Annotated in this window: 16 protein-coding genes and 1 pseudogene; 9 read left to right on the plus strand and 8 right to left on the minus strand. The window is 63.7% G+C overall.

Annotation, left to right across the window (positions count from 1 at the left end):
• The coding region (locus tag ACW9IN_RS24605) for an amino acid adenylation domain-containing protein (protein WP_457368265.1) at positions 1-9,277 on the minus strand (9,277 nt) is incomplete at its 3' end.
• A 210-nt stretch (positions 9,278-9,487) separates the two neighbouring features.
• Here ACW9IN_RS24605 and ACW9IN_RS24610 point away from each other — a divergent pair.
• Together ACW9IN_RS24610 and ACW9IN_RS24615 are read left to right on the plus strand one after the other, a co-directional pair.
• Positions 9,488-9,739 (plus strand): type II toxin-antitoxin system HicA family toxin, encoded by a 252-nt coding sequence (locus ACW9IN_RS24610; RefSeq protein WP_457368266.1) that lies wholly within the window; start codon positions 9,488-9,490, stop codon positions 9,737-9,739.
• A complete protein-coding gene (locus tag ACW9IN_RS24615) occupies positions 9,736-10,101 on the plus strand; it encodes a type II toxin-antitoxin system HicB family antitoxin (RefSeq protein ID WP_457368267.1) in 366 nt (121 codons plus the stop codon). The genes ACW9IN_RS24610 and ACW9IN_RS24615 overlap by 4 nt, the downstream gene beginning before the upstream one ends.
• Here ACW9IN_RS24615 and ACW9IN_RS24620 read toward each other — a convergent pair whose 3' ends face one another.
• Genes ACW9IN_RS24620 through ACW9IN_RS24630 form a run of 3 tightly spaced genes read right to left on the minus strand, consistent with a single transcriptional unit; the run spans position 10,102 to position 13,271 of the window.
• Positions 10,102-11,274, minus strand: coding sequence for an MFS transporter (locus ACW9IN_RS24620; RefSeq protein ID WP_457368268.1), 1,173 nt, complete (start codon positions 11,272-11,274; stop codon positions 10,102-10,104).
• 41 nt (positions 11,275-11,315) lie between these two features.
• Positions 11,316-12,671, minus strand: coding sequence for an MATE family efflux transporter (locus ACW9IN_RS24625; protein WP_457368269.1), 1,356 nt, complete (start codon positions 12,669-12,671; stop codon positions 11,316-11,318).
• A gap of 27 nt (positions 12,672-12,698) precedes the next feature.
• Positions 12,699-13,271, minus strand: coding sequence for a DUF2239 family protein (locus tag ACW9IN_RS24630; protein ID WP_457368270.1), 573 nt, complete (start codon positions 13,269-13,271; stop codon positions 12,699-12,701).
• Between the two features lie 236 nt (positions 13,272-13,507).
• Here ACW9IN_RS24630 and ACW9IN_RS24635 point away from each other — a divergent pair.
• Both ACW9IN_RS24635 and ACW9IN_RS24640 read left to right on the plus strand, forming a co-directional pair.
• Positions 13,508-14,023, plus strand: a pseudogene (locus ACW9IN_RS24635) (MCP four helix bundle domain-containing protein); the annotation flags it as partial.
• 417 nt (positions 14,024-14,440) lie between these two features.
• Entirely contained in the window at positions 14,441-15,148 is a 708-nt protein-coding gene (locus ACW9IN_RS24640) for a methyl-accepting chemotaxis protein (protein WP_457368307.1), read from the plus strand.
• Between the two features lie 3 nt (positions 15,149-15,151).
• Here the strand turns inward: ACW9IN_RS24640 and ACW9IN_RS24645 are convergent, their stop codons facing one another.
• Complete coding sequence (locus ACW9IN_RS24645) at positions 15,152-15,883, minus strand: GntR family transcriptional regulator (RefSeq protein WP_457368308.1); 732 nt, start codon at positions 15,881-15,883, stop codon at positions 15,152-15,154.
• Positions 15,884-15,996: 113 nt separating this feature from the next.
• Here ACW9IN_RS24645 and ACW9IN_RS24650 point away from each other — a divergent pair, with 113 nt between their 5' ends.
• From ACW9IN_RS24650 to ACW9IN_RS24660, 3 genes are all read left to right on the plus strand, one after another.
• Complete coding sequence (locus tag ACW9IN_RS24650) at positions 15,997-17,352, plus strand: class-II fumarase/aspartase family protein (RefSeq protein WP_457368271.1); 1,356 nt, start codon at positions 15,997-15,999, stop codon at positions 17,350-17,352.
• A 126-nt stretch (positions 17,353-17,478) separates the two neighbouring features.
• Positions 17,479-18,783 carry a cation:dicarboxylate symporter family transporter gene (locus tag ACW9IN_RS24655; RefSeq protein ID WP_457368272.1) on the plus strand — a complete coding sequence of 435 codons (1,305 nt, stop codon included), beginning with the start codon at positions 17,479-17,481 and terminating at the stop codon, positions 18,781-18,783.
• Positions 18,784-18,795: 12 nt separating this feature from the next.
• The gene (locus ACW9IN_RS24660; protein WP_457368273.1) at positions 18,796-20,190 is read left to right on the plus strand and encodes a class II fumarate hydratase; all 1,395 of its coding nucleotides are present in this window, start codon (positions 18,796-18,798) and stop codon (positions 20,188-20,190) included.
• Here the strand turns inward: ACW9IN_RS24660 and ACW9IN_RS24665 are convergent.
• From ACW9IN_RS24665 to ACW9IN_RS24675, 3 genes are all read right to left on the minus strand, one after another.
• Positions 20,180-21,646, minus strand: a complete 1,467-nt coding sequence (locus ACW9IN_RS24665; RefSeq protein ID WP_457368274.1) for an amidase — start codon at positions 21,644-21,646, stop codon at positions 20,180-20,182. The genes ACW9IN_RS24660 and ACW9IN_RS24665 overlap by 11 nt on opposite strands.
• Positions 21,643-22,062 (minus strand): cupin domain-containing protein, encoded by a 420-nt coding sequence (locus ACW9IN_RS24670; RefSeq protein WP_457368275.1) that lies wholly within the window; start codon positions 22,060-22,062, stop codon positions 21,643-21,645. The genes ACW9IN_RS24665 and ACW9IN_RS24670 overlap by 4 nt, the downstream gene beginning before the upstream one ends.
• Positions 22,063-22,145: 83 nt before the next feature.
• The gene (locus tag ACW9IN_RS24675) at positions 22,146-22,976 is read right to left on the minus strand and encodes an IclR family transcriptional regulator (RefSeq protein WP_457368276.1); all 831 of its coding nucleotides are present in this window, start codon (positions 22,974-22,976) and stop codon (positions 22,146-22,148) included.
• A gap of 241 nt (positions 22,977-23,217) precedes the next feature.
• Here ACW9IN_RS24675 and ACW9IN_RS24680 point away from each other — a divergent pair, with 241 nt between their 5' ends.
• Complete coding sequence (locus ACW9IN_RS24680) at positions 23,218-24,246, plus strand: ABC transporter ATP-binding protein (protein WP_457368277.1); 1,029 nt, start codon at positions 23,218-23,220, stop codon at positions 24,244-24,246.
• Positions 24,243-25,088 (plus strand): ABC transporter permease, encoded by an 846-nt coding sequence (locus tag ACW9IN_RS24685; protein WP_457368278.1) that lies wholly within the window; start codon positions 24,243-24,245, stop codon positions 25,086-25,088. Before ACW9IN_RS24680 ends, ACW9IN_RS24685 begins: the two co-directional genes overlap by 4 nt.
• Position 25,089: the final 1 nt, after the last annotated feature.

Here is a 25,089-nt window from a genome sequence, read left to right on the forward strand (position 1 = left end):
TGGCCACGCGCACTTCCGGGCCGACGCCACGGGCGATCAGCGCGTGGGCCAGGCGATTGGCCTGGCGCTCGAGTTCGCCGTAGGACAGGGTTTGCGTGTCGAACTTGACCGCCACCGCATCGGGATTTTCCCGGGCGCGATCGCCGAACAACTCGTGCACAAAACGCGTGGCCGGGAAGCCCGAGTCGGTGCCGTTCCACAGCTGGAGAATGTGCTGTTGCTCGTCAGCATCGAGCAAATTCAATCGGCCGATACTCTGCTGTTGATCGGCAACCATGGCCTGCAACAGGTTCTGCCAGTGGCGCGCCATGCGGGCGATGGTGGTGGGTTCGAACAGGTCGGTGGCGTAGCTGAGCGAAGCACGCAGTTGGTCCACGGACTCTTCGATGTCCAGGGTCAGGTCGAATTGCGCAGCCGCTTCATCCCAAGCCACCGGACTGATATCCAGTTGCCCCAGGCGCTGCAAATGACTGCCGGCCCGGCTGATATGGTGGTTGAACGCCACCTGGAACAGCGGGCTCAAGCTCAGGCTGCGCTCCGGTTGCAGCGCCTCCACCAGTTGCTCGAAAGGCAAATCCTGATGACTCTGGGCTTCCAGCGCACGCTGTTTGACCTGGGCCAGCAACTGGGCCACGCTGGTCTGCCCGTCGATTTCGGCCTTGAGCACTTGGGTGTTGACGAAGAAGCCGATCAGCCCCTCGGTTTCCATGCGGTTGCGGTTGGCAATCGGCACGCCGACGCGGATGTCCTGCTGACCGCTGTAGCGGTGCAAGAGCACCTGATAGGACGCCAGCAACAGCATGAACAGCGTGACGCCCTCGCGCTGGGCCAGGGCTTTAAGGTCTTCCAGCAACGCGGTGGCCAGCGGAATATTCAAACGCGCGCCACGATGGGTCGGCACCGCCGGGCGCTGATGGTCGAACGGCAATTCCAGTACCGGCTGCACACCACCAAGCTGTTCGCGCCAGTAATCCAACTGGCGCGCCCTCTCCCCCGCCTCCATCCAGTCGCGCTGCCACACGGCATAGTCGGCGTACTGGATCGGCAGCTCCGGCAAGCGCAACGCCTGGCCTTGGCTGTAAGCGGTATAGAGCCGCACCAGTTCATCGACCATCACCTGCATCGACCAGCCATCGGAAACGATATGGTGCTGCACCAGCACCAACACATGCTCGTCTTCGGCCAGGCGCAACAGGCTGACGCGCATCAGCGGGCCCTGGCGCAGATCGAACGGCTGAGTGATCTGTGCCTCGACCTGAGCCTTCAAGTGGGCTTCGCTGGCATCAAACGACACCACCTCGATACGCGCCCGGGCACTGATCACCTGGACGGTGCGGTCGCCGTCCTGTTGCAGATGGGTGCGCAGGCTTTCGTGGCGCATCAGCAAGGTGTCAAAGGCGCGCTGCAAGGCGTCGCGGTCCAGCGCGCCCTTGAGGCGCAAGGCGCTGGGGATATGGTAAGCGGCGCTGTGCGGGTCCAGTTGCCAGAGGAACCACTGGCGCTCCTGGGCATAGGACAGCACCAACGGCTGGCCGCGCTCGACACGCTCGATGCGGCTGTGTTCAAGGCGTGCACCGCTCAATGCCTGCACGAATGCCCCGAGCACCGGCTGATCGAACAGGGCCTTCAAGCCCACATCGAGCCCCAGGCCGTGGCGGGTGCGCGAGATGACCTGGGTGGCCAACAGCGAGTGCCCGCCCAGTTCGAAGAAGTTGTCGTCAAGACCGACGCGCTCAACGTCCAGCACGTCGGCCCAGATCGCGGCGATCTGCTGTTCCAGCTCGCTGGCCGGCGCCACATATTCGCGGGCTTGCAGGTTGGCGTCGACTTTGGGCAGCGCTTTGCGGTCGAGCTTGCCGTTGGGACTCAGCGGCATCTGTTCCAGCAACATCCATTGCGCCGGGACCATATAGTCCGGCAGCTGCCGGACCAGGTGCGCACTGAGTACGTCGCGCCAATCCTCGCCGGCGTTTTGCAGTACCAGGTAGCCCACCAGGAACTTGCCATCGACGGCCAATACGGCGGTTTCACGCACCCAATCGTGCTCCAGCAAACGCGCTTCGATTTCACCCAGCTCGATGCGCAGGCCGCGCAGTTTCACTTGATGGTCGATACGCCCGGCGTATTCGATCACGCCATCTTCGCGGAAGCGCGCCAAATCACCAGTGCGATACAGGCGTTCGCCTTGAACGAACGGATGGGCGATAAAACGTTCGGCGGTCAGGGACGGACGACGGTGATAACCGCGCGCCAGGCCAACACCGCCCAAATACAGTTCGCCCAGCACGCCAACCGGCACCGGTTCGAAATTGCTGTCGAGGATGTAGCAACCCAGGTTGGCAATCGGACGACCGATCGGCACCGCGTCGCGATCTTCATCGACACAGGTCCAGTGGGTCACGTCGATGGCCGCTTCGGTCGGGCCGTACAGGTTGTAGAGCCCGGCCTGGGGCAGCTTGGCGAACACCTGTTGCTGGGCGTCCACCGGCAGGGCTTCACCACTGCACACAATGCGTTGCAGGGTTTGGCAGGTGGACACCGCCGGGTCTTGCAGGAAGGCTTGCAGCATCGACGGCACGAAATGCAGCGTGGTGATCTGCTCCTGGTTGATCAGGGCCACCAGCTTGGCCGGGTCGCGATGATCACCCGGCGCAGCCACCACCAGACGCGAGCCAGTCATCAGCGGCCAGAAGAACTCCCATACCGACACGTCAAAGCTGAACGGAGTCTTTTGCAACACGCTGTCGCTGACGTCCAGTTCATAGGCTTCCTGCATCCAGTGCAGGCGGTTCAGCAAGGCGGAATGGCGGTTGCCCGCGCCTTTCGGCTGGCCGGTGGAACCCGAGGTGTAGATCACGTAGGCGAGGTTTTCGCCATCCAGTTCAATGCCCGGGTTGGCGTCGCTGTAATCCTCGAAGGCCGAGTCGCCCAGCACCAGCGTGTGCAGCCCAGCCGGAATCGGCAACTGTTCAAGCAAATGCGCCTGGGTCAGCAGCAGTTTCACGCCGCTGTCGTCGAGCATGTAGGCCAGGCGTTCACGCGGGTATTCCGGGTCCAGCGGCACATAGGCACCGCCGGCCTTGAGCACCGCCAGCAGGCCGATGACCATTTCGATGGAGCGTTCCACCGCCAGACCCACCAGCACATCCGGGCCTACGCCAGCCTCGATCAGACGATGGGCCAGGCGATTCGCGCGGCGGTTCACCTCGGCGTAGTTCAGGCGCTGTTGGCCAAATACCAACGCAAGTGCGTCCGGCTGGGCTTGTGCGTGGGCTTCGAACAATTGGTGTACCCACTGGCCTTGCGGATAGTCGCGCTCAGTCGCGTTCCAGCCCGAAAGCACTTGCTGACGCTCGGCTTCATCCAGGGACGACAGGTCACCCAGACGCTGTGGCGCAGGACCGGCCAAGCCGTGCAACAGGCGCTGGAACGACCCGGCCAGGTGGCGAATCTGTGCCTGGCTAAACAGCTGCGCATCAAAGCTGAATTCGAACTCCAGGCTTGCGCCCGCGCCCAACAACACGGTCAGCGGGTAGTGAGTCTGTTCGAAATTCTGCACCTGGCTGAACGTCAACCCAGCCGTTGCGCCCTCGGCCAGAGCCTTGGACACCGGGTAGTTTTCGAACACCAGCAGCGTGTCGAACAACGCCGCACCACCCGCCCCCGCCCAGCGCTGGATATCGAACAGCGGCGTGTGTTCGTGTTCCCGCAGGCTCAGGTTGTGCGCCTGCACCTGCTGCAACCATTCGCCCACCCACTGTTGCGGGCACGGCGTGGCAATCACCGGCAAGGTATTGATGAACAGGCCGACCTGTTGCTCCACGCCCGGCAAAGCGGCGGGCCGACCGGAAACGGTGGCACCGAACACCACGCTCTGCTGGCCGGTCTGACGTTGCAACAACAGGGCCCAGGCGGCTTGCACCAGGGTATTGAGTGTGACTTTGTGCGCCTGGGCACAGGCTTTGAGTTGGGCGGTTTGCTCGCCAGTCAAGGTCACCAGGTGGCTGCCCTTGGCTGCCGACGGCTCGGGGGAGGCGCCAGGGGCCAGCAAGGTCGGCGCCGGCAACCTTGCCAGTTGGGCTTTCCAGAAGGCCTCGCTGACTGACGCGTCCTGGGCTTGCAGCCAGTCGATGTACTCGCGGTAATGCCCCTGCACCGGCGCCAATGGCCGGCCCGAATAGTGCTGCAAGACTTCGCCGAACAACTGCGCACGGCTCCAGCCATCCAGCAGGATGTGGTGGTTGGTGTAGATCAGATGGAAATGATCGGCGCCGAGACGCACCAGCTTCAGGCTCAACAACGGCGCGCGTTCCAGCGCAAAGCCCTGCGCCCGTGTCGACTCACTCAGCGCCTCCAGCGCTGCGTGCTGGTCCGACCGGGTCTGCCAGTCATACTCGGCGAACGGCAAGGTGACTTCGCGGTGCACCGCTTGCAGCGGCTGCGCCTGGGTTTCCTGCCAGACAAAGCCGCTGCGCAACATGTCATGCCGCGCCAGCACCTGGGCCCAGGCTTGCTGGAAGCGCGCCACGTCCAACCCGTGGATATCAGCGCGCAACTGGCTGACGTAGATGTCGTCGCTGCCTTGCTGATACAGGCTATGGAACAACATGCCCTGCTGCATCGGCGACAGCGGGTACAGGTCCTGCACCTCGCGGGCCGGCAAGTCCAGCGCATCCAGCTGGGGCTGGGTCAGTTGCGCCAGCGCCACATCGGACGGGGTGAAACCGCCTTGCTGCGGGTCGACGCAATGCTCGATCAGTGCCAGCAGTTCCTGGCGGTAGTCATCCGCCAATTGCTGAAGGGTCGGAGCCTGGAACATCTCGCGGCTGAAGCCCCATTGCAGCGCCAGCTCACCGCCATACACCTGCCCTTCCACCGTCAGCCAGTTGGCCAGCGGTGCCTCGGGATCCTGAGCTTGCCCGCTGCCCTGGGCCGCCGGCACGAACAGCGCCGACTCATCGAACTGACGGTCGAACTGCCCCAAATAGTTGAACGTGATGCGCGGCACGGCCTGGCCGGCCAGGCTGGCACGCGCCTCGTCCGAGCCCAGATAGCGCAGCAGGCCGTAACCCAATCCCTTGTCCGGTACGGCGCGCAGCTGTTCCTTGACCGACTTGATCGCGTCGCCCAGCTCGCCGCCCGCCTGCAAACGCACCGGGAACAGACTGGTGAACCAACCCACGGTGCGGGTCAGGTCGATGTCGTCGAACAGGTCTTCGCGGCCATGACCTTCCAGCTGGATCAGCGCCGCGGACTGGCCGCTCCAGCGGCTGATCACCCGCGCCAACGCGGTCAGCAGCAAATCATTGACCTGAGTACGGTAGGCCACCGGGGCATCCTGCAACAGTTGCCGGGTCTGCTCGGCGCTGAAGCGGATTTCCAGCTTGCTGCCCAGGCGGTTTTGCAGGCCGCCCTGGGGGTTGTCACACGGCAAGTCGGCCTCGACAGACTGCGCCTGCCAATACGGCAGTTGATCGTCCAGGCGTTGCGCATGGGCCTGCAACCGCTGCGCCCAGTGCTGATAGGCACTGGTCTTGGCCGGCAGTGCCGAGTCGCGGTAAGCCTGCTGCAAATCCTCCAGCAGAATGCGCCAGGACACGCCGTCCACCACCAGATGATGCACCACCAGCAACAGGCGTTGCGTGCCGTCGGCCATTTGCACCAGGGCCGCGCGCAGCAGCGGACCTTGCTCCAGGTCCAGGCTGCGTTGGGCGTCATCGCACAGGGCAGCCAGTTCAGTGTCGTCAGCGGCATGGCGTTGCCACAGCGGGGTTTCGGTGATCGGCTCGACATGGCGCTGCTGCCAACTGCCGCCCTGCGGCACGAAGCGCAGGCGCAAGGCGTCGTGATGGTTGATCAGCCGGGTCAGGGCCGTTCCCAGGCGCGTCGGTTCCAGCGCTTGGCGCGGCGTCAGCAACAGCGACTGGTTCCAGTGGTGCCGGGCCGGGATGGCCTGGGCGAAAAAGCCCTGCTGCACAGGGGTGAGGATGACCTCGCCAGTGACCGGCCCCTGGTCGATGACGGTCGCTTGCTCATGACGCGCCACCAGCGCCAGGCTGCGCACGCTCTGGTACTGGAACAGGTCACGCGGGCTGAGGCGAATACCTGCCTGACGCGCGCGGCTGACCACCTGGATCGAGATGATCGAATCGCCGCCCAGCTCGAAAAAGTTATCGTCCAGGCCGACTTTTTTCACGCCCAGCACGTCGCTCCAGATCGACGCCAGCGTGATTTGCAGGGCGTTTTCCGGCGCGCTGTAGGCCTGCTGCGGCGCGGCATCCGGCACCGGCAGGGCCTTGCGGTCGAGCTTGCCATTGGCGGTTACCGGCAGCTTGGCCAGCGGCACGATATGGGTCGGCACCATGTACTCGGGCAAGCTGCCAAGCAGCCAGGCCTTGAGGTCGCTCGGTTGCTCGGCTTCCAGCACCAGGTAGGCCACCAGTTGCTTGCCGCCCTGCACCAGCACCACGGCCTCGCGCACTTGCGGGTGCTGCATCAGGCGCGTTTCGATCTCGCCCAATTCGATGCGCAGGCCACGCAGCTTGACCTGATGATCGAGACGACCAAGGTAGTCGATCACCCCGTCGGCGCGCTGGCGTACACGGTCGCCCGTGCGGTAAAGGCGCTCGCCGCTCACGAACGGGCTGGGCACGAAGCGCTCGGCGGTCAATGCCGGGCGCCGGTGGTAACTGCGCGCCAGGCCGACGCCACCCAGGTACAACTCGCCGGCAACACCGGCAGGCACCGGGTTGAGTTGGGCGTCGAGCACATAGGTGCCGAGGTTGGCGATCGGGCGACCGATCGGCACGGCATCGCGGCCTTCGTCGACGCAGGTCCAGTGGGTCACGTCGATAGCCGCTTCGGTCGGGCCGTAGAGATTGAACAGGCCGGCCCCGGGCAGCTTGGCGAACACTTGCAGCTGTGCGTCCAATGGCAGCGCCTCGCCGCTGCACACGATGCGCTTGAGGGAGGTGCAGGCTTGCACGCCCGTCTCATGGATGAACGCCTGGAGCATCGACGGCACGAAGTGCAAGGTGGTGATGCCGAACTGGCCGATGGTCTCGATCAGGCGCGCCGGCTCGCGGTGCTCACCCGGCGCTGCAACCACCAGGCGTGCGCCGGTCATCAGCGGCCAGAAGAACTCCCACACCGACACGTCGAAACTGAACGGGGTTTTCTGCAATACCGCGTCGCCGTCATCCAGACCGTAGGCCTGCTGCATCCAACACAGGCGGTTGACCAACGCACGGTGGCTATTGCCGGCGCCCTTGGGCTTGCCGGTGGAACCGGAGGTGTAGATCACGTAGGCGAGGTTCAGCGCGTGAACCTCCACGGCGGGCGATTCGTCACTGTAGCCGTCAAGCCACTGGGCGGGCTGGTCGAGGGCAATCACCTGGATGCCCTCGGCAGGCAGCGACGGCAACAGGCTGTGCTGGCTGAGCAGCAGGCGGATGCCGCTGTCTTCGATCATGTAGGCCAGGCGTTCGCGCGGGTATTCCGGGTCCAGTGGCACATAGGCGCCGCCGGCTTTGAGAATGGCCAGCAGGCCCACCACCATTTCGATGGAACGCTCGACGCAGATCCCCACCAGCGAATCCGCCCCGACGCCCTGCGCACGCAGGGCATGGGCCAACCGGTTGGCGCGGGCATCGAGTTGCCCATAGGTCAGGCTGACCGTACCGAACAGCAGCGCCGGCGCCTGCGGTGTGCGCTGCACCTGTTGTTCGATCAGGTGATGGATGGCGCAATCGGTCGGATACGGTTTGGCGGTCTGGTTCCAGTCCTGAACCAGCACCCGCTGTTCATCGGCGACCAACATCGGCAACTCACCGACGCGCTGCTCGCCGTCGGCCACCATGGCCTGCAACAGGCTGATCCAGTGGCGTGCCATACGGGCGATGCTGGGCGCGTCGAACAGATCGTTGGCATAGGTCAGCGCCGCATGCAGGGTGCCGGACTTCTCGAAGGTATCGAGGGTCAGGTCGAACTGGGTGGTGCGGCCTTGCCACTGCACCAGCGACAACTCCAGGCCGGAGGCGGTGCTGACCGAGGCGATATCGGCCACCACCGGCTGGTGGTTGTACATCACCTGGAACAACGGCGTGTGGCTCAAGCTGCGCTCGACTTTCAGTGCTTCCACCAGGCGCTCGAACGGCAATTCCTGGTGATCCTGGGCACCCAGTGCATGCTCCTTGATGCCTTGCAGCAGCTCGGCAACGCGGGTTTGTCCGGTCAGCTCGGTGCGCAGCACCTGGGTGTTGACGAAAAACCCGATCAGCCCTTCGACTTCGCTGCGGTTGCGGTTGGCGATGGGCACGCCGATACGGATATCGCCCTGGCCGGTATAGCGATGCAGCAGCACATTGAAGGCGCCGAGCAGCAGCATGAACAGGGTGACATTGTGCTGTTGCGCGCAGCTGCGCAATTGCGCGGCCAGCGCCGGGTCAATCGCAAAGTCATGGCGTGTGCCCTGGTAGCTGGGCATGGCCGGACGCGGGCGGTCGGTGGGCAACTCCAGCACCGGCTGCTCATCCCCCAGGCGCGCTTGCCAGTACTCGAGTTGACGGGCCCGCTCCCCCGCCTCCAGCCAGCGGCGCTGCCACAGGGCGTAATCGCTGTACTGGATCGGCAACGCCGGCAATTGCGGTGCTTCGCCGCGCTCATGGGCGTCGTAGCAACGGATGAACTCGTCGATCAGCACATTCATCGACCAGCCATCGGAGACGATGTGGTGCAGGGTCAGCAGCAAGACATGCTCGTGCTCGTCGAGCTTGAGCAACTGCACACGCAGCAGCGGGCCATTTTCCAGGTCAAACGGCAGCAGCGATTGGCGCGTCGCGGCGTCGATAACGGCCTGCTCGCGTTCGGCGACGGCCAGGTGGCTCAGGTTCGTCTGTTCGACGGCCAGCTCTGGCATCCGCGCAACCTGTGCCAGGCGCTCATCCGCCTGGCGCTGGAACACCGTACGCAGGGTTTCGTGCCGTGCCACCAGGCTGGCGAACGCCTGCTCCATCGCAGGAAGGCTCAATACGCCCTTGAGTCGCACCGCCCCCGGCAGGTTATAGGCACCGCTGGCCGGGTCCAGTTGCCACAGAAACCACATGCGCTGCTGCGCGTAGGAGAGTGCCTGGCGATCCTCGGTCTCGACCCCTGCCGGTATGGGAAACCGCGAAAAATCCACGCCTTCTTTCTGCAGGGCCTGCAGGAACAGCTGACGCTTTTCCAGGGGCAACCCGATAAACCGGCGAGCAAGTTTCAAGGAGTCTTCAGCATTCATTTCTTGGAGTCCGGAGCAATAGGCAGGAAGCACAAAGGCACGTCGTCCCTATAAAACGAACCGGAGAGGGAAAAATTAGCGGGGGGATGAACGCCGCGAAACGCAGTGTCATCAAGGGTTACATCAAAATCAGGAGGACAACACCAAGCCGAGCTAGCATTGACGAACACCACTTTTTGCAACTAAATTTAGTTACACGCAAGGAACGCCGTGTCCAAAAATGAAAAGCTGCTCGCCAAACTGCTCAATGAGCAAACCGCGTTTACCTGGTCGGAACTCGTTACCCTGCTGCGCCGATTGGGTTACACACAGATTGAGGGGGCTGGAAGTCGCGTGAAGTTCGATATCGGCGATCCCAGTGCAATGATCACGTTGCACAAGCCACACCCCGGCAACGAACTGAAGCACTACATTCGGCGCCAAATCATCGAACAATTGAAATCAGGAGAACTGATTCAGTGAACAACCAATTGAAGCACAAGGGCTACATCGGCTCGATTGAAGCCAGCGTCGAAGACAACTGCCTGTTCGGCAAGATCCTGTTCATCAAGGCACTGGTGAGCTACGAAGGTAAAACCGTCGCTGAGCTGGACGCTGCATTTCGTGAGGCGGTGGATGACTACCTCGCCACTTGCCAGACCCTCGGGCATACCCCGGAGAAGCCCTGTAAAGGCTCCTTCAACGTCCGGGTTGGCCATGACCTGCACTTGGCGGCAGCCCTGGCAGCAACCCGCAAAAAAGTGACGCTCAATGACCTGACACGCCAAGCCTTGAATGAGTTTTTACAACATCATGGCAATGACGCCTCTCCTGCGGTTAGCTGATTAGCCCAATCGCCGATAACCCAGCACCGCCGCCCCCAGCACCACCGCCCCTGCCGCCAGCGCCACCCAGAAACCGCTGGTGGCGCCAAAGTGGTCGATCAGCCAGCCGGAGCTGGCGGCGCCGATGGCCACGCCGATGCTCAGGCCGGTGATCAGCCAGGTCATGCCTTCGGTGAGGCGGCTGGGCGGGACGATTCGCTCCACCAGGGCCATGGACACGATCAGGGTGGGGGCGAAGAACAGCCCGGAAATGAAGATCGCCACGGCAAGCCCGGGAATGTTGCTCACCAGCAGCAGCGGCAAGGTGGTCAGCGCCGTGGCCACGCCACAGAACAGGAACTGGCGGGGCAGCGGCGCCTTGAGCTTGAGGGTGCCAAAGGCCAGCCCGGCCAGGCATGAACCGATCGCATAAACCGACAGCACAATACTCGCCGCCGCCGGCTGGCCCTGTTGCTGGGCGAAGGCCACGCTGACCACATCCACCACGCCGACGATCACCCCCATGGCCAGCAGCAGGATCATCAGGATCAGCACCGGCGGCGAAGCGATCAGCCAGCGCCCGTGATGTTCATGGCGGGCGTGCACCGGGGGTTCGGTCTGGCGTTGCAGCACGAAGGCCGTCACGCCCACCGCCAGCAGCAACGCCGCGACCAGCGGCCCGGCCTCGGGAAACACCACCACGCAGAGCCCCACCGAAATCGGCGGGCCGATGATGAAACACACTTCGTCCAGCACCGACTCCAGGGCAAACGCGGTTTGCAGCCGGGGCTGGCCGCGATACAACTCGGTCCAGCGCGCCCGCACCATGGCCGACATATTGGGCATGCAACCGGCCAACGCGGCAAACAGGAACAACGTCCAGGCCGGCGCCTGCAAGTGGGTGCACAGCAACAGCAGCAACAGCGCGCCGCCGCCGATCAGCGCGGCAATCGGCAGTACCCGGCCCTGGCTGTAGCGGTCCACCAAACGTGACACCTGGGGTGCGCAAAACGCCGTGGCCAAGGCAAACACGGCGGCCACCGAGCCCGCCAGGCCGTAGCCGCCGTTCACTTGGGAGAGCATGGTGATCAGCCCGATGCCCGTCATGGAAACCGGCATGCGTGCGAGCATGCCGGCCAGTACGAAGGCACGCGCGCCAGGGGCCTGGAACAACTCGGCGTAGGGGTTTGCCATGACGTGAAAAGCCTTGTGTCCTTGAAGTGCGCAACCTTTTATCACACCAGGCGCTTGATCTGCTTATGCCGCCACACCTGCCGGTAATACGTGACCTGCAACGCCAGCATCGCCAGGTAGGTCACCGGAAATGCCATCCACACGCCTTCAAGGCCAAAGTGCGCATTGAACAGGTAGGCGATCGGCAACTCGACGCACAGCATACAGAAAATCGAGATCGCCACCGGCATCAGCACCACACCGCTGGCGCGCATGATCCCGCCCACCACCGCCTGGAAGCCGAACACCAGAATGCTCCAGAGCATGATATGCAACAGGTGCTCGGCGTTGAGCCGCGCCGTGTCGTCCGTGATGAACAGGCCCAGCAGCCAGTGGGACAAGCCATACCCCAGCAGGATCAGGCCACCGGTGAGGCAAGTGTTGATCAACAGCCCCGTGCGCAGGATCGGCCCGATACGCTCCAGGCGCCCGGCGCCAATGGCCTGGGCGCCGAGGATCGAGGCGGTGATGGCAATCGACAGTGCCGGAAACTGCACGTAGTTGACGATCTGCGTCACCGCGCCGTAAGCCGCCGTGGCCTGGGAGCCGTGGCCGTTGACCAGGGCCAGAATCACCAGTTCCGACAGCGACAGCACCACCATCTGCAAGCCGGTGGGCAGGCCGATGCGCAGGACTTTACCCAGGATCGCGCGGTCCAGGCGCAACGCCGCGAGCAGTTCGCGATCCGGCGCCATCACGTGTTTTTTATGGCGCAGGCGCAGCACCAGAAACAGCATCGCCGAGGCGTTGCCCACCAGTCCGGCATACACCGCACTCTGGATACCCAGGGGCAGCAGGCCGATCCAGCCGCGAATCAGCGCCGGCGTCAGCACCAGACCGACCAGGGTCGAAACCATCAGCGCCAGCAGCGGCGAGATCGTGTCGCTGACCCCACGCAGCAATTGGGTATAGAGGATGAACACCAGCAACAGCGGCATGATCAGCATCATCATCTGCGCATAGCCCACCGCGTCATCCAGCACATCCAGCGGCGTGCCCAGCACCTGCAACGCCGGGCGCGCGAACAGGCCGCCCAGCACCGCCGCGATCAGCCCCACCAACGCGCCCAGCGTGAGGGTGGCGCCGGTGATCACCTTTACCAGCCCGGTCTCCTGGGCACCCCAGGCCTGACCGATCAGTACCGAGGCCCCCGCTCCCAGACCGATGACCAGGGCGATAAAGAAAAACACGATGGGAAACATGCCCGACACCGCCGCCAGCGCCTGGGTGCCGAGCATTTGCCCGACATAGATGCCGTTGAGGGTGCCGGAAAAGCTTTGCAGGAAATTGGACAGCACCATCGGTGCCAGAAAGATCAGGTAGATCTGCCACAACGGTCGTTGCTGGGTGACTTCCATGGTTGGTTCGCGTCCCGAAAATGAGGGTCAGGCAGAAAAAGCATGGCGCGACAGCCAGGCCAGGTACGTTTGTACGTCCACGGGCCAGTGCGCGATTTTATTCGAAAAGTCTGCCCCGTCCTGGGCAAACAGCGCGCGTGAAGCGTCTTCGAAACCGGCGAGATCGCCGCCGATGGCACTCATGAAACGGTAGCTGGCTTCCTTGGCCTGGCGCAGTCGATCACGGGCAGCATGCACGCTGCGCGCCTCATCCACCAGCCGGCGCAACGCCGCCGAGGCGCCACCGCGTTGCTGGCCCAACCACTCCCAGTGACGCGGCAGTAACGTCACTTCCCGCGCGACCACGCCCAGGCGAGGACGCCCCACGCCAGGCGATGCCGGCGGTTCTTCTTCGGCTTCAACTGGAGCCAGTTCGGGTTGTTCAGGGGCATAACCTGCCGGCCAGGGGTAATCCACCTGGGCGCCGGTGGCGTCATCGAACACCAGAAAACTGCCGGCAGGCAGTTCAAGATCCGCCAGGGCCAAAGCCACATCAGCGTAGGAACCTTGCGCCACACGCTGATGGCGAGCGAAGGCAGTACAGCGGGGAAAAGGAGGCATGTCCATTCGTTTATACCCGGGTATAAGTTGTTTTACCCGGGCTATATTAGTCAAGAATGGATCCGATGCAAGTGCATTAGGCAAGAGAACGTCGACCCAGGCGTTTTATTCCATCAATTCGCTCAATGTCAGGGTCAGCAATTACTGATTGGACGACGGGTCGACGGGTGGTTAGATTTCGCGCGACAGATAGCTTTTAGCCATCACTTCTCCCCCCCCTGAACATCGAGCCTTCCATGAAAAAACCTGTCTCGTTAGCGCTGCGTATCGGATTGGGCTTTGCGTCCACCCTGTCGTTGCTGGTGCTGATCACCGCCGTCGGTATTCAACGCGTGGGGTTTATCGACAGCACACTCAAGGAGGTCGGGGAAAAAGCGGCTGTGGTGCAGCGCTACGCCATCAACTTCCGGGGCAGCGTGCACAACCGCGCCATTGCGATCCGCGACGCGGTGCTGGTCAAGGATGAACCGGCGCTCAATCGCCACCTGGCCGAGATCGACCAACTCAAACGCGACTACCAGGACTCTGCGGTCATGCTCGACCGCCTGTTCGGCGCCACCGCCCCCAGCGCCGAAGAGGCGCGCTTGCTGAGCGACATCAAGGCCATCGAAACCCAGGCGCTGGCCTCCAGCGACCGCGTGATCAGCCTGCGCCGCAGCAATGACATCGCCACCGCCCAGGAACTGCTGCTGGCCCAGACCTCGGGGCATTACAGCGAGTGGCTCAAACGCGTGAACGCGCTGATCGACTTCGAAGAAGCGCAGATCAAGCAGCGGCTCGACACCGTGCAGTCGGCGGCCAGCAATTTCGCGGTGCTGATGCTGCTGGCCAGTGCCGTGGCGATTGTGTTGAGCGTGCTGGTGTCGCTGTTGATCATCCGCAAGGTCAAGGCCACCCTGGGCGCCGAGCCCGAGGAAGTCGCCGAAGCGATCCGCCGGCTGGCCAATGGCGAGTTGAGCCAGCCTATCGAAACCCGCTACCCCGACAGCGTGATGGGCATCCTGAAAAGCGCCCTCGCCCGCCTGGGCGACACCATCACCGAAGTGCGCGCGGCGGCCCAGGCGCTGCGCCACTCTTCGGTCACGCTGTTGTCGGTGGTCAGCGACAACCGCCAGCAAATCACCCTGCAAACCAGTGAGGCCCAGCACGTAGCGGCAGCGATCACACAGATGGCCGCCTCGGTCAGCGAGGTTTCGGGATATGCCTCTGCGGCGTCCAAGGCCACCATCCTGGCCGACGCGGAAGTCGACAGCGGCCATCGCCTGGTGGGTGAAGTGACCGTGGCCATCGAAGAACTGGCGACGATCCTTGACCAGGCCACCACTCGGGTCAATCAAGTCTCCAGCGACAGCGAAAACATCGAGACCGTGATCGAAGTGATCAACGCCATCGCCGCGCAAACCAACCTGCTGGCCCTGAACGCCGCCATCGAAGCCGCCCGTGCCGGTGAGCATGGTCGCGGTTTTGCGGTGGTGGCCGATGAAGTGCGCTCGCTGGCCACCCGCACCCAGGAGTCCACCCAGGAAATCCGCGACATGATCGGCAAGCTGCAAAGCGGCACACAGGACGCTGCCGACATCATGCAGCGCAGTCGCACCCTGGCTCAGGTCACGGTGGCACAGACCCGCGATTCCCAGGTGGCGCTGGGCAAGATCAGTCAGGAAGTCGGCGCGATCAACGCCATGAACGCGCAGATCGCCAGTGCTTCGGTGCAGCAAAGCGCGGCGGCTGAAGAAGTGGCGCAGAACGTCACGCGCATCCACAGCTCCACCGTGCAATCGGCCGCCGGCTCCGAAGTGGTGGAAAACTCCAACCAGGAACTGGCGGAGCTGGCGGACCGGCTGAGCACGAAGGTGGCGTTTTTCAACGTGGCGTAAGTTTCAAAGCTTGTCGCGGCGCATCTGCATGGTCAGGGTGAAACGGTCCGCGGGGTAGACCGTTTCCGACACGGCAATGAGAGCGCCGGCTTCATCGCGGTACTGGCGGATGATATTCAGCCCCAACGCCCCACCCTGGGCTTTGAGGCTGGAGGCCAGTTCGGCGGTCAGTTGCACCGGACGCACCTGCTGGTCCACCACATCGATATGCCGCGCGAACGCCTTGCCGATCAACGCGGCGATCAACTCATCCGGATGTTCGCGCGCCTCGGGAATCACCTGGGCAAAGGTCTGTTCGGCGTACACGTCGGTCCAGCACAGCGGCGCATTGCCGGCGCTGGCGTCGACCTTGATGCTCGACACGCAGAAATAATGCCCGCCCGGCTCCAGCCCCAGGCGCCGGGCCAGGGCGATATCGGCGACGAATTCACGCACGCCCTGAATATCACGGATATGGGTTTCGGCCACCTGCACCAGGTCGGCCACCGAAGCCATCGCCTGGGTATACCCGCCCTGGGGTGACGCGGCTTCGACGCGGGTGCCCACGCGCTTGCGGCGCGACACCATGCCCTGCCCCTGCAACTGGTCGATAGCCGCGCGCACCGTGTGCCGGCTCACCGCATACAGCGAACAGAGTTCGAATTCCGTCGGCAACAACGACCCTACCGGGTAATGGCCGCTGCCAATCTGCTCGATCAAGTCCTTGGCCACCACCGCATAACGCCTCTGGCTCACGCTTTCCATTTTTACCCTCGTTGTCGAGTTGACAGTGTATCAGCACAGGCGTAATCATAATGTACGGACATATTAAATATGTATGGTTTAAAAATAACAATTAGGATTTTCCCATGTCGAGCACCGTTTTTGATTCCGCCCTGTTCCGCGACATGTTCGGCACTGCCGAAATGCGCGGTGTGTTCTCCGATAAAGCGCTGATCGAACGCTATATCGAAGTGGAAGTGGCCCTGGCCCGCGCCGAAGCGCGCTGTGGCGTGATCCCTGCGCAGGCCGCCGAACAGATTGCCGCGCTGTCGCAGTACGACGCCCTGGATCTGGCGCTGATGCAGCACGAAACCGAGATCGTCGGTTACCCGATCCTGCCGCTGGTGGAGCAACTGTCGAAGATCTGCGGCGAAGCTGGCCGCTACGTGCACTGGGGCGCCACCACCCAGGACATCATGGACACCGCCGTGGTCCTGCAAGTGCGCGCCGCGCTGGCCATCGTCGAACGTGATATCCAGGCGGTACGCGGCCTGCTCGCCGGCCTGGCCGAGCGTTATCGCGATACCCCCATGGCCGGTCGCACCCACTTGCAGCACGCGCTGCCGATCACCTTCGGCTACAAATGCGCCGTGTGGCTGAGCATGTTCGACCGTCACGCCGAGCGCCTGGTGGAACTGCGTCCACGGGTGGAAATCGGTCAGTTCGCCGGGGCCGCCGGCACCCTCGCCTCCCTGGGCGACAAGGGTCTGGAAGTGCAGGAAGCGCTAATGGCCGAACTGGGCCTGGGCGTGCCGCAGGCCACCTGGCACGTGGCACGCGACGGCCTGGCCGAAACCCTGAACTTCCTCGGCCTGGTCACGGGCTCTCTGGGCAAGATCGCCCTGGACATCATGATGATGATGACCAGTGAGCTGGGCGAAGTGTACGAACCCTTCGTCAAGGGCCGTGGCGCCAGCAGCACCATGCCGCAAAAACGCAACCCGATTTCCTGCGAGCTGATGTACGCCGCCGCCAAGGGCGTGCGCCAACACGCCGGGCTGATGCTCGACGCGATGATCCAGGACTTCGAACGCTCCACCGGCCCGTGGCAGGCGGAGTGGATCGCCATCCCCGAAGCCTTCGCCCTCAGCGCCGCATCCCTGGGCCAGGCCACTTTTATGCTCGCCGGTCTGGAAGTGCGCCCCGAGCGCATGCGCAAGAACCTCGACATGACCCAGGGCCTGATCGTCGCCGAAGCGGTGATGATGGGGCTCGCTCCGGCGCTTGGCCGCCAAGTGGCCCACGACGTGGTCTACGCCGCCTGCCGCATGGCCAACGACCAGGGCACCAGCCTGCTCGACGCCCTGCTCGCCCAGGGCGAAGCCACCGCACAACTGGACGTGGCCGAGCTGCAACGCCTGACCGACCCGGCCAACTACCTGGGGCTGGCACCGCAGATGGTGGACATCGCGCTGGCGCGCCCAGGCTCAGTCAAACGCTGATCTTTCGGGCACATCGGTTTTTTGTAGTGAGCGGGCTTGCCCCGCGCGAGGCAAGCTAGCTCACCACAAAAGCCAGGCTCCTGACACATCGCTCAAACAGCCAATAACAACAACGAGATCACAGACATGTCATCCACCCCCGCAAAAAAACCGCTCTACAAGGACCTGACGTTCCAGGTCGTCGCCGCCATGTTCCTCGGGATCGCCTTCGGCTTTCTCGCACCGGAGTTGGCCGCCAGTTTCAAGATTCTTGGCGATATCTTCCTCAAGCTGATCAAGACCGCCGTCGCGCCGCTGGTGTTTTTCACCGTGGTCCACGGCATCGCCTCGGCCGGTGATATCAAGCGGGTCGGCAAGGTCGGCCTGCGCGCATTGATCTATTTCGAAGTGGTGTCAACCATCGCCCTGGCCATCGGTCTGCTCTGGGGCAACCTGTTGCAGATCGGCTCCGGCATGCACGATGCTCATCCCAGCAGCGCCGCCGCGGCGGCTGCGAGCGCGGCGGTCGCCAAGGGCCACGCGCCCGCGTCGACCATGGACTTCATCTACGGGATTTTCCCGGACAATTTCGTCGGCGCCTTCGCCGGTGGCCAGTTATTGCAGGTGCTGGTGATCTCGGTGCTGTTCGGCTTCGCCCTGCTGGCGTTGAAACCGGAACGTCGTGAAGTGATCGAAGACGGCCTGAATCGCATCTCCGAATGCTTCTTCGAGTTCATCAACCTGATCATGAAGTTCGCCCCCCTGGGCGCCTTCGGCTCGGTGGCGTACGCGGTAGGCAGCAACGGCAGCGCCGTGCTGATGTCGCTGGCCAACCTGGTGCTGATGTTCTACGTGGGTATCGCGTTCTTTATCTTCGTGGTGCTGGGCGTGGTCTGCCGCCTGAGTGGCTTCAGCCTGTGGCGCTTCCTGACCTACATCAAGGATGAAATCTTTATCGTGCTCGGCACCGCCTCGTCGGAAAGCGCCCTGCCCCGCCTGTTGCAAAAACTCGAGAAGTTCGGCTGCTCCAAGCAGAGCGTCGGCCTGGTGTTGCCCACCGGCTACGCCTTCAACCTGGATGGCACGTCGATCTACATGTCGTTGTGCGTGCTGTTTATCGCCAACGCTTACGGCGTGCCGCTGAGCTGGGAGCAACAACTGGGCATCATCGCCATCATGCTGGTGACGTCCAAGGGCGCGGCAGCCGTGTCCGGCGGCAGCTTCGTGGTGTTCGCCGCCACCGTCACCGCCATCGGCGTATTGCCGGCGGAGGGGCTGGCGTTGCTGTTTGGCGTGTACCGCTTCATGTCGATGGCCATCGCCACATGCAACACCATCGGCAACAGCGTGGCGACCGTGGTGGTGTCGAAGTGGTCGGGGGAGTTCTCCCAACAGACCGCGCAGGATGAATATCAACGGGTACTGGGCCGCGCTGCCGGCGCCGCCCTTTAACGGAGTTTGCAGATGTCTGATACACGAATAGAACATGATGCGTTCGGCCCGGTGAGCCTGCCGGCCGAGCGCTACTGGGGCGCGCAGACCCAGCGCGCGCTGGAGGTGTTCGGCAGCAAACAACCGTTCCCGGCCTGCCTGATCCGCGCGTTCGGCCAGCAGAAGCGCGCCTGTGCCCGAGCCAACGCCCGGCTCGGCGCACTGGCGCCGGAGCTGGCCCAGGCCATCGAACGGGCGGCCGAGGCCCTGGCCAACGGTGAGTTCGACGCGCATTTCCCGCTGTCGATCTGGCAGACCGGCTCCGGCACCCAGACCAACATGAACGCCAACGAGGTGATCGCCAACGTCGCCAACCTCAGGCTCGGCAGCGCCTTGGGCAGCAAGTCCCCGGTGCACCCCAACGACCATGTGAACCGCTCGCAATCGTCCAACGACAGCTTCCCCACGGTGATGCACCTGACCACCGTGCTGGAGCTGCGTGGACGCCTGCTGCCGGCCTTGAGTCGGCTGCAGGATGAACTCGACGCCAAGGCCGATGCCTGGCAAGACGTGCTGAAAATCGGCCGTACCCACCTGATGGACGCGGTGCCCATGAGCCAGGGCCAGGCCTTTGGCGCGTTTGCCCAGCAGATTCACCACGGCATCGCGCGCATCGAAGCCTGCCTGCCACGCCTGCGCCTGCTGCCCCAGGGCGGCACGGCGGTGGGCACCGGGTTGAACACACCGGTCGGTTTTGACCTGGCGTTCTGCGAGGAAATCAGCCGACTCACCGGCGAACCCTTCGAAACCAACCCCTGCAAATTCGAAGGCATGGGCACCCACGATGCGCTGGTGGAAGCCTCTGGGGCCTTGAATGTGCTGGCGGTGTCGCTGACCAAGATCGCCAACGACATCCGCCTGCTCGGCTCGGGCCCGCGCTGCGGCCTGGGGGAATTGATCGTGCCGGACGACTGCCTCACCTCCTCGATCATGCCGGGCAAGCGCAACCCGACCATTGCCGAAGTGTTGGTGCAGGCGGCGATGCAGGTGATGGGCAACCACACCACCATCACCCTGGCGGGCGCGTCCAGCACGTTCGAGTTGAACGTGGCCAAGCCGGTGCTGATCCACAACCTGCTGCACTCGATCGAGGTCCTCACCGACTGTGTCAGCCTGTTCACCCACAAGCTGCTCAGCGGGCTTGAGGTCAACCGCCCACAGTTGGCGCGCAATGTGGAGCATTCATTGCTGATGGCGACGGTGCTGAACCCGTTGTTGGGTTATGACCGCGTGGCACAGATCACCCGCAAGGCGGCGGACGAAGGCTTGTCGCCCAAGGAAGCGGCGGTGCAACTGGGCTTCATCACCGCCGAGGACTACGAGCGCCATGTGCGCCCTGAAGCGATGATTCGCCCGGCTATGCCATAGTCGGCGGCACCTGGAACCCGCCCGTCAGCTCGGCCAGGCACTCGGCGAACTGGATCGTGGTGCGATCCTCGAACGGCGCGCCGATGATCTGGATGCCCACCGGCAAACCCTGAGCCGTTAGACCGATGGGCGCGCAGGTGGCCGGCAACCCCATCAGCGTGGCGGGCGAGATCCAGGTGTACAGGTCGGCATAGTGACGCTTGCGCCCCTCCACGTTCAGGCTGCGCAGGCTGATGACCCGGGATTGATCGTGGGCGAACGCGGTCGTGAAGGTCGGCGGCGCCAGGATCACGTCGAAGTCCTCGAAGTTCTTCAGGAACGCCTCGCGCAACTGCAGGCCCTGCTCATGGGCTTGCAGCCAGTCGGCGTGGCGCAGGGCACTGCCCTGATAGAACTTGTCCGCCTGCCGGGGCAGATCGAGCATCTTGCCCAACCCTCTCAACACCGGCGCCATCAGCCCCATGAAACAACGGCTCACCGGCGACAACCCGACGCTCAGCTTGGCACCCAACTGCACCAGGTAAGCGCCGAACAGACGCTCCAGCGACGGACCCTTTGGCGCGCCCTGCACCACCTCCACCCCGACCGCTTCCAGGCTGACGCGCAATTGCCGGTACGCTTCGGTCAGGCTGCTGTCGAGCGGGCAGGCCGGATCTTCGGTCCAGAGCAACACGCGAAATGCCTTGAGCGACTCATGCCGCGCGGCGGGCAGCGCCAGTTGCCAGCCAGCAGGCCGGTCCGTGATCACGTCCAGCAGCAGTCGCAAATCGGCGGCGTTGCGCGCCAACGGGCCGACCACGTTCAAGTGCCCTTGCGCCAGCTCACCCGGCTGCCCGGGAATATGTCCGCGCTGGGAGACGATTCCATGGGTGGGCTTGTGTCCGTAAACCCCACAGAAATGCGCCGGGATACGGATCGACCCGCCAATGTCGCTGCCCAGTTCCAACGGGGTAAACCCGGCCGCCAGGGCCACCGCTGCACCGCCTGACGAACCGCCCGGGGTCAGCGCCAGGTTCCAGGGGTTGTTGGTGGTGCCGAACAAGCTGTTGTAGGTCTGGATATCGCCAGCCATGGCCGGCACGTTGGTCTTGCCGAACACAATGGCGCCGGCGTCTTCCAGGCGCTTCACCGCCGCCGCCGAGTGCTGCGGGCGGTGCTCGCGCAACGCGGGCGCGCCTGCGGTACAGGGCAGGCCCAGCACTTCGAACGTGTCCTTGATAGTCACAGGCAAGCCATGCAGCGGGCCCAACGCCAGACCATTGCGCACCGCCGTATCGGCCAGGTCGGCTTTGAGCCGCGCCTGCTCCAGGTTGAGTGCGATCACGCTGTTGAGCGCCGGGTTGAGCGCCTCCATCCGCGCGATGCAATGCTCCAGCAACGCGCGGCTGCTCAGGCGGCCGGCGGCGATGTCGGCCAGCAGCTCGGTGGCACTGCGATAGGCGGTGTCGGTGTTCATGTCCTGGGCTCGGCGGGGTGCAGCGTGTCCAGGTGGGGCATCAGCACTACGCTTTCCTGCTCGTTGGGGTCGGAGCGCGCCACCAGCACCGAGACGGTCTCATCGGTGTCGTTGTAAGGCTGATGGGGCATGCCCGCCGGGATATAGAAAAAGTCGCCGGGATGGATCGTCTCGTGCTGCTCCAGTTGCTGGCCGTACCACACGCGGGAGATGCCGCTCAGAGCGTAGATCGCGGTTTCATGGCCCTCATGCATGTGGGTCTTGGCCCGAGCGCCCGGCGGGATGCTGACGATTTGCAGGTTGATCCCGGTGGCGCCCACGGTTTCGGTGGAAATGCCCACGGCGTTGTGCAGGCCTTGCTTGCCGACAACGGCAGCACGTGGACGAAGCAGGCGGCAGGTCTTGGGTTCGGTCATGACTCAGGCTCACTGGTTTTTCGAATATCCCGGTAAACACCTGAGCCCCGCCGTTTATTCCCTCGTGTGCAAGCTGAAGGCAACTACCCGCCAAAGGTCTGCGACGGTCGGCGCAACGTCGGGTCGAACGGGTTGATCCGTGGCCCGATCGCCGCCGCTTCGCGCTTGAGCAATTCCACCACCATCGGCAAGCGGCTGGGGCCCAGGCGGTCGCTGATGGTGGCCACGCTCAGCGCGGCCACGGCATGCCCGTCCCGATTGAGAATCGGCACCGCCAACCCCGCCATGCCTTCCAGCACCCCGGTATTGCGCGCGGCATACCCCAGACGCCGTACGTTCTCTACCTCCGAACGCAGCAGCACTTCGTCATACAGGTGGAAGTCCTTGAGCCGTGGCAGGTTGTAGCGGATTACCGTTTCGCGCTCCTCTTCGGGCAGGAACGCCAGGATCGCCAGACTGCCCTGCCCCACGCCCAATGCCACGCGCCCGCCGATATCGCCGGTAAAGGTGCGGATCGGATACGGGCCTTCGCTGCGGTCCAGGCAAATTGCGTCGAAGCCGGAGCGGGCCAGCAAGAACAGCGAATCGCCCAATGACGCGCTGAGACGCAACAGGCTGGGCCGCACCAGGTCGCGCAAGTTGCCGGTCTTGCCGGCATTGGCCGCCAGGGCGAAGAACTCCAGGCTCAGGCGATAGCGTTTGCTGCGCGCGTCCTGCTCGACCATGCCTTCGTCCATCAAGCTGCGCAGCAGGCGATGGGTGGTGGGTTGGGACAGGCCCACTTGTTGCGCGAGCTGAGTGACGCGTTCGCCACCCTCCGGCACGGCGCCCAGGGTTCGCAACAGCGCGAACAGGCGCGACACCCCGCCTGCTCCGACTTCTTTGCCATTGTCATTTCGATCAGTGGAATCCATGAAACACAATCTCTTTGAAAATTCCGGTGAGTGAATAAACTCGAAAATAATAGTCCATTCAGTGAAATTCCATCTTCCGCCCATCCTAAGCTTCGTCCTAATCTGCGTCCACAGGGGCGAAATGAACAACAACCGGCAGCCGACCAAGATCGAGCGCCAACGCACCGGCAACACCCTTTTCGCATCTGCCCAAAACAAAAAAGCGCGTTTCGACGCGACTCAAAAAAGGTGGAACGCAGACATGGCATTTCTCCAGCTCAACGCCTTGAGCAAACGCTACGGCGCCGTCGACGCAGTGGTCGCCACCGACCTTGCGGTGGAAAAAGGCGAGTTCGTTTCCCTGCTCGGCCCTTCGGGCTGCGGCAAGACCACCACCCTGCAAATGATCGCCGGCTTCGTGGACGTCAGCGGCGGGCAGATAATGCTCGACGGACGCGACATCACCCACGCCAAGCCCGCCAGCCGTGGCCTGGGCGTGGTGTTCCAGAGCTATGCGCTGTTCCCGCACATGACCGTGCGCGACAACGTCGCCTTCGGCCTGAAGATGCGCAAAGTGCCCGCCGCCGAGATCGCCAACAAGGTCAAGACCGTGCTGGAGCTGGTGCGCCTGGCCCAGCACGCCGAGCGCTACCCACGGGAGTTGTCCGGCGGCCAGCGCCAGCGCGTCGCCCTGGCCCGTGCGCTGGTGATCGAGCCTCCGGTACTGCTGCTCGATGAGCCGCTGTCCAACCTCGACGCCAATTTGCGCGAAGAAATGCAGTTCGAGATTCGCCGCATCCAGTGTGCCGTCGGCATCACCACCTTGATGGTCACCCACGACCAGGCCGAAGCGCTGTCGATCAGCGACCGCGTGGTGGTGATGCAGGCCGGGCGCGTCACCCAGATCGACGCGCCGTACAAGCTGTATGAACACCCGCGCACGCGGTTCATCTCGGATTTCGTCGGCAAGGCCAACCTGCTGGCCGGCGACTACGACTCACTGGGTCTTGCGCAGGTGCGTCTTGAAAGCGGCGACGGCGAGCTGACCCTCAGCCTGCGCCCGGAAAAGATCCAGATGGTGGATGCCGGCAGTGGCCGTTTGCAGGGCAAGGTGCTCGACCGTTACTTCTTTGGCAGCCAGTGGCTGTACCGCGTCGACACCCGCCTCGGTGAAATCGCCGTAGTGCGCAGCAACGACGGCAGCGCGCCGCTGGGTTGCGGCGCCGTCGTCGGTCTTGACTGGCAGGCTGAGCTGCTGCGCGTGCTGGCGGCGGATGAGGTGCGCCCATGAGTCGGGGCTACCTGCTGTCGCTGCCGGCCCTGGCGCTGTTTACCGGGTTGTTGATCCTGCCGCTGGGCTTGACGCTGGTGCTGTCGTTCAACGTGTTCGACTATCAGGTGGGGGTGAAGGCCGATGAGTGGACCTTCGCCCATTACCTGTCGCTGTTCAGCGATGCGTACTTCTACGAGATTTTCTGGCGCACCTTCTGGATCAGTGCGCTGGTGACGCTGCTGTGCGTGGTGATCGGCGTGCCCGAGGCCTACATCCTCAGCCGCATGGGTACGCCCTGGCGCTCGATCTTCCTGATCTTGATCCTCACGCCGCTGCTGATTTCGGTGGTGGTGCGCGCCTTCGGCTGGAGCCTGTTGCTGGGTGCCGACGGGCTGGTCAACCAGGTGATCCAGGCCCTCGGCGGGCGTCCGGTGAAACTCTTGTATACGCCGTTCGCGGTGATCATCGCGCTGGTGCACGTGATGCTGCCTTTCATGATCATCCCGGTATGGACCTCCCTGCAAAAGCTCGACCCGTCGGCTGAACAGGCGGCGCTGTCCCTGGGCGCAAGCCAGGCCACGGTGATGCGCAAGATCGTGCTGCCACAGGTAATGCCCGGCGTGCTGTCCGGCACCTTGATCGTGTTCGGCCTGGCCGCCAGTTCCTTTGCGATCCCCGGCCTGCTTGGCGGACGCCGCCTGAAGATGGTCGCCACGGTGGTGTACGACCAATACCTCTCGGAACTCAACTGGCCCATGGGTGCGACCATCGCGGTGGCGCTGCTGGTGATCAATCTGCTGATCATGCTGAGTTGGAACCGCATGGTCGAAGGCCGCTACAAAAAGTCCCTGGGGGTTTAAG

Source organism: Pseudomonas sp. SDO5271_S396, assembly GCF_054071795.1.

Coding starts and splice junctions, on each gene's coding strand:
- ACW9IN_RS24630 (WP_457368270.1), bottom strand. CDS start 13,271: ATGCCTCCTTTTCCCCGCTGTACTGCCTTCGCTCGCCATCAGCGTGTG.
- ACW9IN_RS24685 (WP_457368278.1), top strand. CDS start 24,243: ATGAGTCGGGGCTACCTGCTGTCGCTGCCGGCCCTGGCGCTGTTTACC.
- ACW9IN_RS24650 (WP_457368271.1), top strand. CDS start 15,997: ATGTCGAGCACCGTTTTTGATTCCGCCCTGTTCCGCGACATGTTCGGC.
- ACW9IN_RS24660 (WP_457368273.1), top strand. CDS start 18,796: ATGTCTGATACACGAATAGAACATGATGCGTTCGGCCCGGTGAGCCTG.
- ACW9IN_RS24620 (WP_457368268.1), bottom strand. CDS start 11,274: ATGGCAAACCCCTACGCCGAGTTGTTCCAGGCCCCTGGCGCGCGTGCC.
- ACW9IN_RS24670 (WP_457368275.1), bottom strand. CDS start 22,062: ATGACCGAACCCAAGACCTGCCGCCTGCTTCGTCCACGTGCTGCCGTT.
- ACW9IN_RS24675 (WP_457368276.1), bottom strand. CDS start 22,976: ATGGATTCCACTGATCGAAATGACAATGGCAAAGAAGTCGGAGCAGGC.
- ACW9IN_RS24655 (WP_457368272.1), top strand. CDS start 17,479: ATGTCATCCACCCCCGCAAAAAAACCGCTCTACAAGGACCTGACGTTC.
- ACW9IN_RS24665 (WP_457368274.1), bottom strand. CDS start 21,646: ATGAACACCGACACCGCCTATCGCAGTGCCACCGAGCTGCTGGCCGAC.
- ACW9IN_RS24640 (WP_457368307.1), top strand. CDS start 14,441: ATGGCCGCCTCGGTCAGCGAGGTTTCGGGATATGCCTCTGCGGCGTCC.
- ACW9IN_RS24625 (WP_457368269.1), bottom strand. CDS start 12,671: ATGGAAGTCACCCAGCAACGACCGTTGTGGCAGATCTACCTGATCTTT.
- ACW9IN_RS24680 (WP_457368277.1), top strand. CDS start 23,218: ATGGCATTTCTCCAGCTCAACGCCTTGAGCAAACGCTACGGCGCCGTC.